The sequence below is a fragment of the Pedobacter chitinilyticus genome (assembly GCF_003313385.1).
GTDB classification, from domain to species: Bacteria; Bacteroidota; Bacteroidia; order Sphingobacteriales; family Sphingobacteriaceae; genus Pedobacter; species Pedobacter chitinilyticus.
In genome coordinates this window covers 36,239-55,325 of the sequence record NZ_QMHN01000002.1, presented here as the reverse complement: position 1 = coordinate 55,325, position 19,087 = coordinate 36,239, and the positions used below count along the sequence as shown (strand labels likewise).

10 protein-coding genes are annotated in these 19,087 nt (G+C 37.3%); 8 read left to right on the top strand and 2 right to left on the bottom strand.

Going from position 1 to position 19,087, the window contains the following annotated elements; translation table 11 throughout:
• Window positions 1-37: 37 nt before the first annotated feature.
• A complete protein-coding gene (locus DUT70_RS07110; protein WP_113646641.1) occupies window positions 38-2,854 on the bottom strand; it encodes a TonB-dependent receptor in 2,817 nt (938 codons plus the stop codon).
• 274 nt (window positions 2,855-3,128) lie between these two features.
• Window positions 3,129-3,698, bottom strand: coding sequence for a helix-turn-helix domain-containing protein (locus DUT70_RS07105; protein WP_113646640.1), 570 nt, complete (start codon window positions 3,696-3,698; stop codon window positions 3,129-3,131).
• Between the two features lie 181 nt (window positions 3,699-3,879).
• Here DUT70_RS07105 and DUT70_RS07100 point away from each other — a divergent pair, with 181 nt between their 5' ends.
• From DUT70_RS07100 to DUT70_RS07065, 8 genes are all read left to right on the top strand, one after another.
• A complete protein-coding gene (locus DUT70_RS07100; RefSeq protein ID WP_205529756.1) occupies window positions 3,880-4,572 on the top strand; it encodes an HAD family hydrolase in 693 nt (230 codons plus the stop codon).
• Window positions 4,573-4,615: 43 nt separating this feature from the next.
• Window positions 4,616-5,695 (top strand): zinc-binding dehydrogenase, encoded by a 1,080-nt coding sequence (locus tag DUT70_RS07095; protein WP_113646639.1) that lies wholly within the window; start codon window positions 4,616-4,618, stop codon window positions 5,693-5,695.
• A gap of 2 nt (window positions 5,696-5,697) precedes the next feature.
• On the top strand, window positions 5,698-6,939 hold the full coding sequence (locus DUT70_RS07090) for an MFS transporter (protein ID WP_113646638.1): 1,242 nt from the start codon (window positions 5,698-5,700) through the stop codon (window positions 6,937-6,939).
• Window positions 6,940-6,943: 4 nt separating this feature from the next.
• Window positions 6,944-7,837, top strand: coding sequence for an alkaline phosphatase family protein (locus DUT70_RS07085; RefSeq protein ID WP_113646637.1), 894 nt, complete (start codon window positions 6,944-6,946; stop codon window positions 7,835-7,837).
• Window positions 7,838-8,858: 1,021 nt separating this feature from the next.
• Window positions 8,859-9,617, top strand: a complete 759-nt coding sequence (locus DUT70_RS07080; protein WP_128353325.1) for a hypothetical protein — start codon at window positions 8,859-8,861, stop codon at window positions 9,615-9,617.
• A 306-nt stretch (window positions 9,618-9,923) separates the two neighbouring features.
• Entirely contained in the window at window positions 9,924-14,057 is a 4,134-nt protein-coding gene (locus DUT70_RS07075; RefSeq protein WP_113646635.1) for a DUF5977 domain-containing protein, read from the top strand.
• A 13-nt stretch (window positions 14,058-14,070) separates the two neighbouring features.
• Window positions 14,071-17,559, top strand: coding sequence for a DUF6443 domain-containing protein (locus tag DUT70_RS07070; RefSeq protein ID WP_113646634.1), 3,489 nt, complete (start codon window positions 14,071-14,073; stop codon window positions 17,557-17,559).
• Window positions 17,534-18,115, top strand: coding sequence for a hypothetical protein (locus DUT70_RS07065; protein WP_113646633.1), 582 nt, complete (start codon window positions 17,534-17,536; stop codon window positions 18,113-18,115). The genes DUT70_RS07070 and DUT70_RS07065 overlap by 26 nt, the downstream gene beginning before the upstream one ends.
• The last annotated feature ends 972 nt before the right edge of the window (window positions 18,116-19,087 follow it).

Sequence of the window (19,087 nt, the reverse complement as noted above, 5' to 3'; positions counted from 1 at the left end):
CTGTTGGGAGATGCTTCTTTAAATGATGGGGTTGTCTTTAGAAAATATTAGCTCTAATTCCCATTTGGCCTCTTATTCCGTAGTATTCTACTTGTGTTGGCCTTTCTGGTGTTCCGTAATAAAATCTAAATCTGGTGTTCAGTAGGTTGTTAGCTTCGCCAAAAAGCTGTAGACGTTTTGATAGTTTAACGGATATATTGGCATCCATTGTGGTGTTTTTATCAAGATATTCATCAAATTTTGCCGATGCACCATGGGCAATAATATTAACTCCTTTGTGGTTTAACGCCACCCTAGCTTGCAAAGCTCCTTTTTCGTAAAATAAGGCTACGTTAAACAAGTCGTTTGATTGCCCTGGTATTCTAACAGAACCACCGCGATCGGTGATCTGCATTTTAGAACGGATGAAAGTGTAATTTGCGTTTATACCTATACCGCTTAATACTCCTGGAAGGAAATCTAGTTTTTTGCTAAAGCCTAGTTCAAAACCACCCACATTGGCATCTTGGCCATTCTGGTCTTGTAAAACTCTAACATTATCATAACCGTTAAAAGAGCTATACAATTGAGAACTGCTAAAAATTGGATCTTTTACGTTTTTATAAAAAGCACCTGCACTGATTGCGCCAACATCACCGAAATAATATTCAGCCATAATATCTAGGTTATATGATTTGATTGGTGATAAACCTGGGTTCCCGTACGTTAATACATTATCCTGAAGCTTATAGGTTCCGCCTGCAACCAAAGAACCGAAATCTGGGCGAGAGAAAGTTTTGGTAGCTGCTAGACGTAGGTTCAGGTTTTGGTTAGGGCTATATTTTAAATGTAGCATGGGTAGTAATGTTGTATAATCATTGTATTTGGTCTGTGGTGTCAATTTGCCACGGTAGTTGGGCTGTCCCGCAACTGTTTCATACAACCAACCGTCTACACGCAAATCTGTACGTTCAGCACGCAAGCCCGCTATAACTGTAAATTTGTTGCTTACTTCCCAGGTTCCCATTCCATAGGCTGCAGTATGTTTTTCGTAAACGTCGAAATTAGAGCCTACTTGCGCACCATTGGCCAACAAAGCCGAGCCTACAGAATCTACTTTTAGGTTATTCCGATATTTGTCAAAAAAGCCGTCCAAATCATTTTGAGCTATAAATTTCGGGAAGATGCCAGTATATTGGCTGCCGATATTTTTTAGATAATCATTGGCGTATGGTTTATCAATCAGGTTCAAACTGGTATAGGCTGGTGCAGGTTGGGTGCCTCCTTTGTTGTCCCAGGTCCAAGTTGGGAGTTCATAACGTTCGGTCCGTTTTTTATCCCTAAACTTGGCGCCAAACTTGAGTTCCAAGTTGGACATTACCTTAATTTTATAATTCGTTTGTGCTACAATTCTATCTGTCTCATTGATGTGGTGGATTTCCATTTGAACAGAGTTGAAAGAATAGTTGCTTGAATTGTTTACCGTGTTTTGGCTAGGTAACAATGTTTGGGGGCTTTCTGGGTTTATTGGTCCACCGTCAATTTGATATCTGGTAAAATTGTCTGCATCTCTGCCCACGTAAGGCACATTGGTCTGGTTGTATTGGACCAGATAATAAGAAGGAAATTCCTTATTTGGGAGATCGCCGTAGTTAAAATCGTTGTTGTAGTGCGATAGTTTAAAATCGAGGCTCGAATTTCTGCCAAGTTCGAAATTACCGCCAAAGTCTCCACCGTACATTCTGTAATTTAGTATGTTATGGATACTTTGAGCTTCTGCGCGACCGTTTTCGTATCTAAGGCGAAGCTTATTGTGCTTTTCATCATCGTTCAATTTTCCGAACAAACCACGTACGTACAATTTTGATCGCTGACCAATTTTATAATCTGCAGCGCCATTAAAACCCAGCGTTTGGCGTGTGCCGAAGTAGTCGCGAAGTTCCATTCGTGCAATTTTATTCCCAGAAAAACGTGGTTCGAAATTATCTGTTGCCCAATCTCTGTTCCAGATTGTGCCGTTAAGTACAAAACCGATCTTGCCATTTTTTGAGCGGTCGCCATATAGGATGTTTCCGCTATAGGAGCCACCGTGCGCATAAGCATTGTAGCCACCGCCAGCGGAGAAATTCAGTGTTTTTTTATCGACAGATGTTCTAGTGATGAAGTTGATGGATCCGCCCATGGCATCACCTTCCATATCTGGCGTAATGGCTTTAGATACTTCAACAAACTGGATCAGTTCTGAGGGGAAAAAGTCAAATGCGGTAGAGCGCGAAGTGGTTTGTTCTTCGGCGGTGGGAATACGGTCGCCATTAATTGTAGCCGCGCTCCACTCAGCAGGCAATCCACGTAAAGAAACAAATCTACCTTCACCCTGGTCGCGTTCCAATACAACACCAGGGATACGTTGCACGGCCTCACCAGCATTTCTATCAGGTAGTTTTCCAATTCCATCGGCGGCAATCACGTTTACGATGCGTGGAGAAGTCTTTTGCATATTGAGCGCCCTGGCTTCTGATGCGCGGTTAGAGCCTATTCCATTGACTACTACCTGATTTAGCGTTCTTTGATTGGAGATCAGCACGATGGCATCTAATTTTACTGCAGCGCTGTCATTAATGGTCACCATTTTTTCTTGGGTAACATAACCGATGGAGGTGATGACCAATGTTTGATCCCCTGTGGGCAAATTTGACAACCTGAATTCTCCAAAAATATTAGTTGAGGTGCCTATTTTACCGTTTTTTAGGGTGATTGAAACGCCTGGAAGCGTACCTTGCTGATCTTTGATAACACCGGTTACCGTTCGTTTTTGAGCGTAGGAATATGAGTATAGACCTACGAAAAGCATGACAAGTAAATACTTAAGTTTCATCTGATTTTCTGTTAAAAGTTGAAACAAAAATAGATGCAGTTTAGTATTTGTAAATATTGTTTATAAAAGTTAATGCAAAGATAATCTTCGTTCAGGAATGGTTATAAATCCTTATTTAAAAGTTTATAAATACTTAATATTGTATAGGTAATCTATGAAGCTGTTTGGATTATGAAGTCTTCTTTTTAAGGCGGTTGTAAATGTAGAGCCTTTGGTTATAGTTTAGTTTTTGTAAACAAAACCAGGCCTGAATTGGGAGTTTGCTTTTACAATATTATTCAAAAAAATAAACTACGAGCATCAACGCCTTCAAATTGCTTTTGTTTACTGGGCTATGCGCAATCCTGCCGTCAAAAAACATCGAATCGCCCTCTTTGAGTATGATGTTCTTTTTTTCAAACTTATAGGTAACCTCGCCGCTAATGATGTATTTGAATTCAAAAGCTTCGGTTTTTACCATTTCCCGCTCAGCACCTGGCTCCAACTCAAGCAGCACGAAATCTGTGGTACTGCTTTTTATACTTTTAGAAAATATCCTGTTATATTGGTAGCCCACTGCATCTTCCTTTTCAAAAGGCTTCGTCTGGTTTGCCCTTACCACCAAAATTGGTGTTTCTTTTTTGTTAGCGTTGATATCCTTAAAGAAAACATTGATGTCGATGTCCAACGCTTTGATGATCTGGATCAGGACAAGTAATGAGGGTACGGTACGGCTATTTTCAATCTGAGAGATCAGGCCTTTGGTTACCTCTGCTTTATCGGCAAGTTCTTGAACGGTCATGTTCATGCTTTTGCGGATATCTTTTATTTTCTGGCTGATCTGTAGAAGTGCGTGGTCTTTCATTTTATATATAAAAATACAGGGGGTAAATGTAACATAAAATAAAAGATTTTTAAGAGATCCTACTAAGGTTAATTTGATGTTATTGGTTTGTTAACAAATGGCTGTACTTAAAATATGAGTCTTATTTTGTTTAATTTTGTTAAACAATTTTTAATTTTGCTAAAATTAATTTTTAATGCACGTGAAAGAAAATATAAAGATGGTGGTGTTTGACATGGCAGGAACATCGGTAAACGAAAACAATATTGTTTACAAAACTTTACAGAAAGTGATCAACGAGGTGGGCAATTTCTCGCTCTCACTTGATGAAGTATTAGCGTATGGAGCTGGAAAGGAAAAATTGCAGGCCATTCAATCGGTTTTAAAAAATTGTTTGAATATAGAAGATGAAGAATTGGCCAAAAAAATGTTCGAGGTGTTTTTGGTAAAGCTCACCAAAGCATATGAAGTGGAAGATATTTTCCCCAATGCAAATGCAAATGAGCTATTTAGTGCGTTGAAAGATAGAAATATCCTTCGGGTTCTAAATACTGGCTACGACAGGAAAACAGCGGAGTCTATTTTGGAGAAATTAAATTGGACGGTAGGAAAGGATGTTGATGCGCTGGTAACCGCATCGGATGTGCCAAGAAATAGACCCTATCCAGATATGATCAACTTTGCAATAGAAAAGTTCAAGATTGAAAATTCCGCTCAGGTGGTGAAAATTGGCGATTCAATCATAGATATTGAGGAAGGACAAAATGCAGGTTGTGGCCTAAGCATTGGCATTACCACAGGTGCCCACAATTTGGCACAGCTCAAATCGGCCAAGCCAAATTATATCGTCAATGATTTAATAGAGTTGGTTAATATAATAGATGGTAAACGCTAATTGAGTTGATGTCAACTTAAGCTCGTTCAGAAAAAAACGGTAAATGAAAAACGGAAGATTGCTTGTTTTTGATGGTGCAGATCAACCATTACGGCTCGACATTATGGAAGTCCCAGAGCTAAAAAGTGGTGAGCTGCTGATTCAAAATACCTACACCACCTTGTGTGGTAGTGATTTACATACCTTTTGTGGTAAGCGTGAGGAAAAAACACCTACTGTATTAGGTCACGAAATTGTAGGAAAGGTAACAGAGATTGCTAATGGCCACAGTGGAAAAGATTACAATGGTGCCTCGTTGCATATCGGAGACCTGGTGACCTGGGCAGTTTTCGCTGCCGACCCACAAGATGAGTGGTTGGCCAAAAAAATGCCTCAAAAATCAGCAAACCTTTTCAAGTATGGTCACGCTAAAATAGAGGGAGATGACAAGTTTCACGGTGGTTTAGGCGACTATACGGTCTTAAAGCCACATACGGCGGTTTTTAAACTTCCAGAAGGATTGTCAATGGCCATTGCTGCAACCATCAATTGCGCAGTGGCAACAGTTTCTGGTGCCATGCGCTTAGCAGGAGATGTTTCTGGGAAAACCGTGTTGGTAACGGGATTGGGGCTATTGGGCAACTTGGCGGTAGCTATGAGCAAAACCGCTGGAGCTAAAAATATTATCGCTTTAGATTTGAGTGAGGAAAGGTTGGTACAAGCAAAACGTTTTGGCGCAACACATACTTATCAAATTGGAGAGGATAAAGACTTGAAAGAAAAACTTATTGCCCAAAAAGTGGATGTGGCTTTGGAAATGAGCGGAGCACCAGAGGCCGCTGAAATTGGTTTGGAATCGTTAGCCATTGGCGGCACTGCTGTTTGGATAGGTGCAGTTTTTAAAACAAGAAAAATTGAGGTTGATGCAGAACAGGTTATCCGTCGTTTAATTACGATCAAAGGCTTACATAATTATAATTTTGAAGATTTACAACACGCTTTAGATTTCATGACCAACTACCATCAAGATTTTCCTTTTGATGAAATTGTAACCAAAGAATTTCCATTAGAAGAAGCTAATCAGGCATTTGCTTATGCTTTGGATAAAAAACCATTACGCGTTGGCGTATTTATCAACCGATAGTCATGAGAATTAATTCCAAGAATAAATGGACTATGTTGTTGCTAACTATGGTTTGCTACCTGTTTTTTTATACAGGTAGGCATAACTTTGGTTGGGCAGTATCTGGGATGAGTGAGGAGCTAAAAATGCCATTTAGTTTTGTGGGATGGATCAGTTTCGCTATGCTTATCGGCTATGCCATTGGACAATTGGTTAATGGGAATCTTGCCGATCGCTTTAGCCCGCGTGTAATGGTGATAACGGGAGCCTATTTATCTATAGCTACCAACGTTGCCATTAGTTTTGCTAATAACGCTTATATTATCCTTTTCTTATGGGGGATAAATGGTTATTTCCAATCTCTAGCTTGGGCGCCAGGTGGCAAGATCATTAACAATTGGTGGGCCAAAGAGGAGCGGGGAAAGGCTTTTGGCTTTTACACCATGTCGGCTGGATTGTCATCCGTAATTACCTATTTACTTTCTATTTTGCTTTTGCAACAGGGGCATGAATGGCGAATGTTGTTTCGTTTGCCTGTTTTATGCTTATTGGTAACGGCGACAATTTTTTTTCTTTTCGTTAAAGATAAACCTGATAACAATGAGCAAGAGACGCAAAATGTTGTTGTTGCTGAAGAAGAAACTTGGCAACAACGTTACCGTAAAGTTTTAGCAAACAAGAACTTTATTTTGATTTGCTTAGCTTTTGGTTTCGAAAGTATGGCGAGATATGGTTTGATCTTTTGGGTGCCTATCCATTATCTGGGGAAAAATTGGAAACAAGAATCTGGTAGTATTTGGGTAACGTTTTTTCTACCCTTGGGTATGGCTATTGGCGCCCTATGTTTTGGATGGTTGTCTGATACGTTGTTTAAAGGTAATAGAGTGCAAGTGATAAAAATTGGCATGTTGGCCAGTACATTTATTGCTGCTGCGATGTATTTTGTTTCTAAAGACCATTTTGTTTTATCATCAGTATTGATGCTTTTAGCTGGCTTCTTTGTATACGGTCCGCAAGCTTGTTTTTGGCCGCTTAGCCCAGATTTGTTGGGTTCTAAGTTAACGGGCACAGGTATTGGCTGTATGAATATGGTTGGCTATCTATTTGCTGCTTTTGGAGAGCCATTAATTGGTAAAATATTAGATGTTTCTGGAAGCACACATCCAATTTTTGTCGTTGTTTCTATTGCAGCGTTGTGCTCAACCTTGTTAATCTCTATGGCCTCGGTGAAAATGAAATCAATATCTAAACTATCAACACCATAACATTATGAAATTAAAACACTTTTTACTATCACTTTTATTTATTGGATTTGTTCAGGCTAAGGCGCAACGGGTAATCATTATTGGTCTTGATGGTTTTAGTGCAGAGGGGTTTAAGGGTTCTAAACATCCAAATATAGATGCGCTATTTGCCAAAGGTACATTAACTTTAAATAACAGGCCTGTAATGCCTTCGGTTACCTTGCCTAACTGGACTAGCCATTTGACGGGGCAAGGACCCGAAGAACACGGAGTAACCGCCAACAACTGGACGATCGATAACCATCCGCTGCAAGCTATAGAAGTTGATGCTAACGGGTATACGCCATCCATTTTTAAGGTGTTGAAAGATAAAAAGTCTACCGCAAAAACAGCTTTTTATTACAATTGGGCCGAATTGGTTAACCCGATGAACAAAAAGTATATTGATGAGGTTTCTTTCGAAAAAGATGATAAATACCAAGATAACTACGCAAAGGCAATAGATTTTGCTGCGAAAAACGCAAATGACCCGACGTTGATATTTTTATACAGTGTACATACCGATCATGCTGGGCATAGCCATAAGTGGATGTCTCCAGAGTATATTTCGGCGATAGAAGAAGCTGATGTTGCCATCGGTGGTTTTATCGAACAGCTGAAAGCTCGGAATTTGTTCAACGATACTTATTTTCTGCTGATTACCGATCATGGCGGCGTTGGCACGGGCCACGGTGGGGTATCGATGAAGGAAATGCAAACCCCGTGGGGCATTACTGGTCCAAAGATCAAAAGCTTAGGCATTACTGCTTCCTTTTTTAGTAGCAATAAAAACACGTCATTAGTGTTAGCTAAAATTTTTGGATTAAAAGGCCTTCCTAAATCTTGGACGGGTATGTCGCCGACGGAGATTTTTAAATAAAATACGTAGTAATTTGATTATCGTTTAAGTGGTTTTTACGTGCACTGCGGCTTTTTGATTTCATCAATTTTCAATACTCCTTTTAAATATTGTTTGTTTTCCTACAATTTGTATAAACTAAGCAAAAAGTCATTAAATACCCTCCAAATGAAAAGCTCTTCTTTTGTTTGTGTTTGCTTTTACTACCAATTACTGCTATTGCTAATGGAAAGATATTTAGTGTGTAGGTTGGGGTGTTTTCTGAAATTTTTCTACTTATAAATGGCCTTTAGGTTTTACCTATTCAATACAACCGCGACTGTTATTCAATACTACAAAAGTATTTGCTTAATACTTGCCAACTTTTTTGTTCCGATATGATCTGGTGAGAGCCCATTCATGAAAAGCAGTGAAATTTGATGTGTCATTTATATGAATCTTTTTTGTTCTAAGTCATAGTTTGTGGGCTCAATAAGCAATGAAAAAGCTTTTTTAATGTTTAAAGTATTCCTGTTGGTTGGTACTTAAAGTCGTGGTACGATAAGTATTGTGGCTTTTTTTTATTGGTATTCGATCATAAACCTTCATCAAATACCAGTCTTTTGGGCATCTTTATAAAAGAGAGAATGCTAAACCACAGTCAGCTAAAAACTAAAAGTACTGCTTTTGCCTAATTCACTTTTTACTAGCATTTTGCCTAGTTGCGCTTCCATAAATCTTTGGAGGTGCTTAAACCAAGGCGTTAATCTATTTTATGGTATCCGTATATGGGGACTAAAGTCTTTGAGACTGAAATGATCATCTACCCTACCTTGTTTTGCTAACCAGCAGTGCATTATCGGAAAAAAATAATCCTTATATTGAGTTATCAAGCTATTGGAGTGGGAGTTGGAACGAAGCAGAATAGGAGTTGGAGCGAAGCAAGGTGCTAAATGTACGGACTTGTACGCACTTGTATGGACTTATACGCACTTTTACGGAGTTTAGATGTATGGGAGGAGTATTGCAAGAATGCTTGATTAAATATAACATAATTTACCTTATGAAAAAGAAATCAACCGAGAAAGGGGAAAGCTATGCGCTTTCTGCTAATTCTAAACTGGCAGGCCTTGATTTTTCGAGAGCTATGGGCTGGGCTTCAAAAATTTATGAACCGTTAAAGCAATACGAAAATTGGCTATGTGAAGATGCTTTATTTAGACGACTGAAAGAGGTTTTGTTGAAACTGTTTGCTACAAATAGCTTACATCCTGTGGGGCATAAGCAAATGTGTGGAGGTGACGTAGCTTTGTTAAAAAAATGGCGAATCAATAATTATGGGCAGTGGAAAGATTCTTTGAACCTTAGGTTGTCATTGAGGGTTGAGCCTAAAAGTGGTGAAACAGTATTGGCTTTGAATGCGTTGGTGTTAGGGCAGGGTAGGTTAAATCCACGTTGTATTGGTTTGGGCATACGCTTTTATCTGCTTTTTTTGGATGAAGATAAGGAAACTTCGCATGTGGTGGTGATGGATGAGTTATTTATTAAGTTAGGGCGTAAGCAAGAGGCTTTGGAAGCTAGCTTTACTTTTGAACCCATGGGCAATGGGGTATTGTTGTTACTTGGGACTTGCCAACAGCATTTGCTGCATAAAGATGGCCATGGAAGTTTTGCTTCGCATGATAAGAATTATTATTGGGCAAATATCATGGAGGCTGTTGCAATTAAGGATGGGAAGTTAGTGAATTATGAGAAAAAGGCTGTTTTGTCTGAGGAGGGAAAAAAAGTGACAAAGGTAGGTTGGGTGAAACGGAAGGGGTAGGCTGGTGTAATTTGTTACTCGACAGCGAAGTGCGTATTTAAATTGTTAATTGTTAGGTTTTTAAGGAATTGGGCTAAGATTTAGTGTTTTAATACCTAAATTAAAGTATATATTTATCCTCTCTTACGGATTCATCTAAATATATTTATGCTCATCATATGAAAAAACGCCTTTCTTTAGCTTTTCGGTTTCAAAACGAAATAAGATTACTCTTAGGCCTTTAATAGGTTATTCTATTTCATTTTATTGTTTAAATCCGTTTGTTAAGCGTATCGTCTATTATTTAAAGTAGTTACTAAGTTTTTTATGAAGAAATATTTATTGTCCTTGTTGATTTTTTTATGCTATGGGTTATTAAAAGGTCAAACAATTCCTACCCCGAATGCATCTGCTTTTGGCATTTTTGGGGTTTATCCTGCCTCGAGTTCTTCTGGAATTCCGGTGATTAATATTCCTGTATATGATTTCAATTATGGAGGTTTATCGTTACCAATTGAATTAAGCTATAATCCTAATATGGTTAAGCCTAAACTCTGTGGTAGTTGGGTAGGACTAGGATGGAATTTGAGTGCTGGTGGAGTGATTACGAGGACTGTGTTAGGAGGATATGATGAGAGAACATATCGTTATGATTTTGAATATCCAAAGAATTATGATATGCAGGCTGGTTATTGGCATCACCATTCACTAGGAGGTAATGACTGGTTTGGCAGGACAAGAGTAGAAGCTGCAGCAAAGAGTGGAAGAGATTTTGCTCCAGATGAATTTTCTTTTTCGGCAGGAGGACTTTCAGGGCAATTTTATTTAGATCATAACAAGGAATGGAAAGTGCGATGCAAAGAAAAGATTAGGGTTGAAATAAATAGTTCAGATTTTATTGAAACACCTCCATATCGCGCCACATATGATGGTGTAACTATTCCAAATATTAAACGGTTATTTCGTGTTACCTTAATTGATACTAAAGGGATTAGGTATGTTTTTGGCGGAAGTAATCAGTCAGTTGAGAAAGTAGCTGGTGATTTTAAGAGTTTTTATTTGACTGAAATTAAATTTCCAGGAGGTAAAAAGATTCTATATGAGTATGAAAATGGACAAGAGGTTACAGAAGTTTTTCCGAAAGGTGGATCTTTTTCAGGAAGTAATGTTCAGGTGTCCAATCCAGTATATTTAAAAAAAATACTTACAGATATTTCAGAAATTACGTTCTATCGTTCAGAAAAACAGAAGGAGTTTGCAAAGTTAGATTATATTTCAGTAAAGCAAAAAGGAGGAAATGAATTGATTAGGAAGTTTTTTGATTATGAAAATACTCCGATGGATCGTTTAACGCTTATTTCTCTCTCAGAGAAGGATAAAAATAATGTTGTTGGAAATAGGTATGATTTTAATTACAACGGGAGTTTCGTCAACGTGCCAGACTTTTACCATTTTATTAATACTGATCATTGGGGTTTTTATAACACTAAACCGTTGGCAACTAATCCTTATACAGCTCTTTTGGCTTCTAGAGAGCCTGATGTCGCTAATAGTGCAGTAGGAATGCTTCAAAAAATCACATATCCAACTGGGGGATATTCTAGTTATGTTTGGGAATCGCATACTTTTGCAAAAGAAGTAAAAATACAGCGTTCTGAGCCACTGTTGTTACATCTAAACGATAAATATGCTGGAGGCGTTAGAATTAAAGAGATTTCAAACCATGATGCTTCTGATATTTTGTTAGGTAGGAAAAAATATAACTATAACATTAACTACTCTCTACAAAATACACAAGGAAGGTCATCGGGTATCTTAGGCTGGCAGCCGTTATTTATCTCTGGCGCTACTAATTCGTTTACTCAATACTATCCACAAATTCCTTTTCGTCATTCGCCTTTGGCCTCAAATAATATTGGTCCTCATGTTTCCTATAGTGAAGTGACAGAGATTGAAGAAAACAATGGGTATGTGAAAACTACTTTTTCCAACTTTGATAATGGTACTAATGGAGAATATATGGATGAGCCCGAAGTTAGTGTGCATTATTCTGAAGATGGATATGCTGTACATAACTATATATCCAATGCCCATGAAAGAGGTATGCCACTAAGTATTAGGTCTTACAATAATCAAGGTGCATTGGTAAAAGAGAGAACAGTAGAGTACCAACGAATTAATAAAAATGAAGACTATGCTCGTTCACTTTTAATTGATTATTGGTCTTTGTCTTCTTGGAGTGGTTCAGCAGTTAAAATGTATACAAATTCTTATCTGCCCAAAAAAGAAATAGATATTCTTTACAATGTTTCTGGTCAAAATCCGAGCCTTGTTGAAAATGAATACGAATATGATCTTAATTCCTTGTTAACTAAGAATACAACTAAAAATAGTAATGGCACTAGTAAGTTTACGACTTACGCATATCCCATGCAGTTTATTTTTACTTCAAATTTGTATAAGAGAATGTCAGACGCTAACATGATGGTTCCTTTAGAAACAAAAAAATATATGCAGACTATTGGGCAAGCGCCTCAACTTCTAGGAAGTATTTTGACGCCATACAGACTTTCTCCAACCGAAACTATTGTAGCTGATAAAGAGTTGGTTTATGAAGCTGACCCCCAAAACATTTCTTCTAGTTCGTTAATGCCAACAAGTCTGGATCCTGCTGTTTATGATGCTAAATATGAAGAAAGAATAAAATACGACAATTATACCGAAGATGCTAGCTTGCTCCAGCAAACTACTCTACAGGGGCAAATAAAGAGTTTTCAATGGGATGTGACGAACACATATATGACTGCCGAGGTAGCCAATGTGTCTAATAACTATAAAGTAGAGTATGAACCACAGGTAGTTACAGGGACACTAGAAGGGGCTTATGGTGTTGCAACTACACGTACAGTTACTTTTAATCATGCTTACGCAGGTGATATTAATTTGTCTATTGCCTTTTTTGGTGCACCAACTACTAACTTTCAAATCTTAACTTCACTCTCTTCGGGTGGTCAATACTATCATAAAACTTTATGTTTCTCCTTCGGTAATCCTTCTGCTTGTACTTCAGGTAATACCTCTACTTTTACTTATACCAACATGCCAGCGGGAACGTATACGCTAGTAATTACCTTAGACAAGCCCGTAACTACAGGTGTAAATTATAGTTATCTAGTGAAAAAAGCAGTGCCTTCTGGAAACAAGGAATTTTATTTCCAAGATTTTGAAGCGCCAGGAGTAGGAACGTCTGGTGCATCTACACCTCATACAGGTAAAGGTTGTTTAAATTCATCATACCATACTGTAAATTGGGTTGTGCCTAATCAAAGATCATATGTAATTAGCTATTTTTATGTGCAAAATGGTGTATGGAAATATTCTGGTGAAATCCCCTATCTAAATAATACACATACTTTAATGGGGAGTGCGGTAGACGATATTAGGATTTACCCTAAGGATGCAGAAATGATCACCTATACTTATGAGCCTTTGGTTGGTATGACCAGTATGATTGACGCTAAAGGATTGACTACTTATTATGAATATGATAGTTTTCAAAGATTATTAAATGTTAAAGATCATCAAGGTAATATTATAAAAAATTATAATTATTACTTGAGACCAAAAACCTATTATAATAAGCAGATTTCAAAAAAAGTTTATAAAAATGATTGCAGTATTGGCTATTATGGGTTAGGGGAAAACTATATTGTGCCGTCAGCTAAATATGCGTCTATTGTATCGCAAGCAGATGCAGATGCACAGGCATCAATAGAAATTGCTAATAATGGGCAAATTTATGCTAATTCCAATGGAGAGTGTTTGGAGGAAGGAACTTATGTTACAGTTTGTGCAACATCACCTAGAGAGGAAATTGTTGGAAACTATAGGGATACCTATGTTACCTACTCTATAAAAGCCTTTAAAGATCCAGAAGGGGTTTTTCCTAAACAGACATCTGTTCCCATTACTTATACCTATAATGGGCAGCAAACTGTTATTAGTGTAATTGGAGTTATTAATTTGGGCGAAAAACTACAAACAAGAGAATACATTGGTCCGATGGGTGAAGATCAAGAGGGAGAGTATCATGATTATATTCTTGAAATTATCCCAGGTCAAAGCTTTCAGATTGCAAACTTTACGAGTTGTACAGCTCATCAAATAGATGTTTTAAATTCTGGCAGCAACACCTTGCTCCAAAATGGGCAAGTTAATGAAATGGTATTTTTTGATGATTTAAGCTCTTTGTGTGCATATACTTCGGATATGGATAAAAACGTAACGAGTTTATACTACCATAATGCCCCCCAAGTTTTAATGAATTGTTTTACCGATAGCACTATGCAGATGGCTATTCCAAATGGCTATTATACTTTTTTCAAAATAACTGATCAAGGACCGAACAAATGGTATAAGATTCAACAGGGAGTAATTGTAGAAGAAGGAGTTTGCCAATAAAAAGAAGTTTTACATGAAAAAATATATCATTCATAAATATCAGCTATTAGCATTGTTTTGGTTAGTTATCAGTGGTGTAAGCGCTCAGACACCGACCAATACTCAAAACTACACTATCGAAACTAATGTGAAAGTTTCGGGAAAAACGACAGAAGGGTCTTTGATTGGCTTACCTGTGGATCAGGCAAATCGTATAATTAAATATGTTGATGGTATTGGCAGACCGCAACAAACAGTAGGTTGGCAGGCAAGCCCTAGGCAGAAAGATGTTGTGGAATTTTTTGAATATGATGGTTTGGGCAGGGAGGTCAAAAAGTATTTACCGTATGGAGAACAAAATGCCGATGGTAGCTATAAAGCAAATGCATCAGCTCAACAGTCTATTTTTTATTCTAATTCGGGCTGGGATGCTAGTGTTATTAGAACTCAGCATCCTTTTAGCGAAACTAAATTTGAGGCTAGTCCTTTAAATAGGGTTACTATTCAGGGTTTTCAAGGAACACCTTGGCAACCTTCTTCTTCGGGAGGAGGTCATGTAGCTCGTGTAATTTATAGTACTAATGATGATGGTATAAGTACCATTAGTAATTTTCCAGCAAGATTGTTTAAAGTGTCTAATTCAGGGGGCTTAATCGTTAATCACTTTTATGGTGCTGGTGCGCTACAATTGACAATTTATAAAGATGAAAATTGGCAAGATACAGATGGGAAAAAAGGAACTGTAGAGGAGTATAAAGATCATGAAGGTAGGCTTATTTTAAAAAGAATGTTTAACTGGAAGAATGCTGCACTAGAGGTGTTGAGCACTTACTATGTTTATGATGATTTGGGTAATTTAAGTTTTGTATTGCCGCCAGGTGCTAATCCTGATTCAGGAGTTCCCTTGTCGACTACATTGGATAATTATTGTTATCAGTATCGTTATGATCATAGACATCGGCTGATCGAAAAGAAAATGCCTGGCAAAGGCTGGGAGTATTTTGTTTATAATAAACTAAATCAGTTGGTTGCAGTGCAAGATGCTGTTCAAAGAAGTAAACAGCCACAACAATGGGTGGTAACAAAATATGATTTTTTTGGGAGGGTAATTGTGACGGGTATTTATCATAAACCTAATACTCCTGCTTGGGTTCCTGAACGTGTTCAGGTACAAAACGCGGTCAATCAACAAGCTCAGCAATGGGAATTGAATAGCGTAAATGGTATTGGATATACTACCGATAGGTGTTGGCCATATACAGCATTTAATGAGGATCTTACGATTAGTTACTATGATACCTATGATTTTCCTAACTATAATGTTAATTATAACTTTGTGCCTTTTGGAATATATGGTGAGCGAAGTATAATGACCAAAGGATTAGAAACTGGTAGGTTTGTACGTGATCTGGGCACAGGCACGATGTTGGTTTCTATAACCTCTTACAACGATAATGGTAAAATAATACAGGTGCTTTCTAAAAATCATATAGGAGGAAGTGATCGCTTAGATACAGAGTACAATTTTGATGGAAGTGTAAAAAGTACAAAGAAAATTCACGTTAAAGGTAACACCACTACTACCATCGCAAAACGATATGCTTATGATCATCTTGGTAGAAAAATAAAAACCTGGCAGACTACTTATGGCAGTCCACAAACCAGCGGTAAAGAAGTATTACTTTCTGAGCTGGCCTATAACGAAGTAGGACAGCTTAAAGGAAAAAACTTGCATAAAGAAAGTACAGGATCAGCTATGGGAACAGATATTCTTTTAGGGGTGTCCGATGTGGTTGAAAGTACTGAGCATAGGGATGTTGTGGCTAGTAATAGCATTGTATTAGAGCCTGGGTTTGAAGTTAAGTTAGGCGCTAGTTTTAGCGCTAGTATTTCGTCATTTGCCTATCATATTGACTATGCTTATAATGAACGTGGTTGGTTGAGGACAATGAACAGTAAAGAATTTGATTTAGCCCTTAGCTATAATGATGGTACATACCCTCAATATAATGGTAATATTTCAGGTCAAGGTTATAAGAACCTTACGTCAAACAATTTTGTTTATCAATATGATAGGTTAAATAGGTTGCTTGAAGCTAGTGCTGCGGGAAATTTAGGCGAAACGATTGAATATGATATTATGGGCAATATTGTTAGTCTTACTAGAGATAATAAGGGTACAAATAGCTATAGTAGCTATACAGGTAATAGGCTAAACAGTATAAATGGATTTACCAATAGTAACTATGGCTATGATCTTAATGGTAATTTAAGGAGTGACAGTGGTAAAGGAATTACAGATATTAGTTATAACCATTTGAATTTGCCCCAAAGTGTTATGGGAAATGTAAATTTAAATTATACTTATAATGCTACTGGTGCAAAATTGCGAAAAGTATCAAATGGGACGACAACTAACACTATAGATTATGTAAGCGAGGTCCAATATACTAATGGATTAATAGATTTCGTACAAACAGAGGAGGGACGGGCATTAAACAGCAATGGAGTTTACACTTATCATTACGATATAAAAGATCACCTTGGGAATGTGCGTGTAAGTTTCGATATTTATAATAATGCCCCTCGGGTGTTACAACGCGATAATTACTATGCATTTGGGTTAAGAAAGCCTGTGTTAGGAGGAGTGAACAACTATCTTTACAATGGTAAAGAGTTACAAGAAGAGCTAGGACAATATGATTATGGAGCGAGGCTGTATGATCCAGAAATTGGTCGTTTTAATACGATAGATCCGATGTCAGAAATATCTAGAAGATTTAGCCCATATAATTATGCATTGAATAATCCTATTAGATTTATTGATGTTGACGGAATGTATGCTGCTAGTCCTATTTATGTTGATGGACTTTTTATGGGGACGGATGATCAAGGTTTTAATGGAGAAATAATTGTGATGACCAGAGACCAATGGAGCAAGCTTTCTAAAACACAAGATGAGCAGATTCTGAAGGGTACAATGAAACATTCTGAGGCAATGAAATTGGGAGAGACTTTAGGCAAGAAAATAGATAGGCTTGCAAAAAGCCCTAGTGGTACTCGTGTAGACAAGGAGGTGGCTGAAATAAACTCAATTATTAATCATATAGCGGGAAGAACAGATGATATGAAAGGTTGGGGACCTAGTAAACTTTTTGAAGGATCTGTATCTTCTGTGTATGATAATAGAGCTGTTAATGCAAGCGAAAGAGTTTATGGGGAAGTAAATAAGGGCATATCTGACAATGCGTTTGCTAATACCGTGGGTAATAAGGTTACTTTTAACTTACAAAACTGGGGTAGTAAAGATATTGCTGGAGTTAAAAATAGTTTAACTGTTGCCAATATACAAAATACATATGTTCACGAAGCGGGAGGTCATATGTATAATGGATGGCTAACTAGGGCTGAGCATATCAATGCCGTAAAGCTACAGATGAATCACTCTAGTTTTAAAAGTACAACAACTGGTTTTCAACAATGGATAAAAAATTTATATGATGAATACGCTAATAAGAAATAGTTTTTTTTTCATCTGCCTTTTAAATTTAGGGTGCTTTCGAAGCCAACCAACATTAACATTCATAGAGGCTAAGCCTGATCAGATTAAATTGGAGATAGATAGTGTGAGACTTCCTCCAGAAATGGCTTCTTTTCCTATAAGGGTTAGACTTACAAATTATACAAATAAAAAAGCTCTTTTGGTATTCAAAAGAATTGTTAATGATTTTAGCCATCAAAAACATAATTTATATCTGAAAACAGAGAGGGATACATTATTTCTCGGCCTCAATGCTGACCACCTGATATTAAACAAGCGTTCATCCATTACTTTCAATATTAACGGTTATTATGGAGCAAATAAGGAAAAGCACTTATTTCATGAGTTCTTTAATTTTCCAAAAGGAAAAATATGCTATGTGGTAGATAGAAAGAGTGTTGAAGATGTTGCTTTAAGAATCTTTAAGGGAAGAGACACGATATTAACACCGTATGTGTTAATGGTAGATGCAGCTAATGTAAAGGTAATAGAAAAGTTTTCTCAAAAATCAATGGAAGTAGAGGAAACTGTTTTGTAGCTCTTTTGCGCATAGTAAGAATTGAGTTAAGGAGGTAAGTCTGTATTTATGATATTTTTTAGCAATTAGTAAATGAAAGCACTGAAAATATTTACGATAATTCTGATTATTCCTGGAGTTGTTTTCTGTTATTTGTCTCTAAGTCTTTTAGTATATCATCTATTGGGGCTATATCTTCCAATGCCACCTGATGATTTAATTTTTAGTTTAAGGCTTGAAATATGACTAATACTGGTTTTTCCTTTAATTATTCTGCTTTTGTATTTACTTCCATTATCTTTCAATAAGGTTAAAATCATTAGAAGAGCTTTTTTTTTTGGATCAATGCTTTGTTTTGGACGGTTTATGTGGTGATGACCAAATAGTTTGAGGGGTAATACGTGGCAAGTTTGGGGGAGTTGTCGTATGAACCTCTCCCTAGCCCTTCCGATAGATCGGAACAGGTACTCGTAAAAAGGAGAAGGGATTTGACGGTGCTCATTCATTTTTTGCATTGTATAACTCACTTTCGTAATGATCATTTAGTGTAGCGGCGTATGTCGCTTTTATGATCGTAGGTGCTTGCTAGTGTTGCGAGCAAAAAAATAAAGCCCACTGACATCCATCGGTGGGCATAACCAAACAAACTTTTTGAAGATTTATAGCTGTAGAACACTAGCGCCATCAAAAGGTTTGGTGAAATGTGATTTGTTTTCATTTTTTATCTCTTTAGTTTTGTTGATGCCATACCTACAGTTAGGTATGTGGTTAATAATCATATGGATAAGGTTTAATTCGAAGCGGTTTGCGTGAAGAAATAGCTTGCTTTCAATTTCTTAGATGGCTTGCATCTTTCTTTGCTATTGATTAGCTTTGGTTATACTCGTTAACACTTCTATGCTAATTATCGCTCCTCAGTCTAATTTAGCAACAATTTGTTGTTCCTTTTGTTCATCAAGCCTCTTGGGCTCGCCTTATATCCCTTATTTTTAT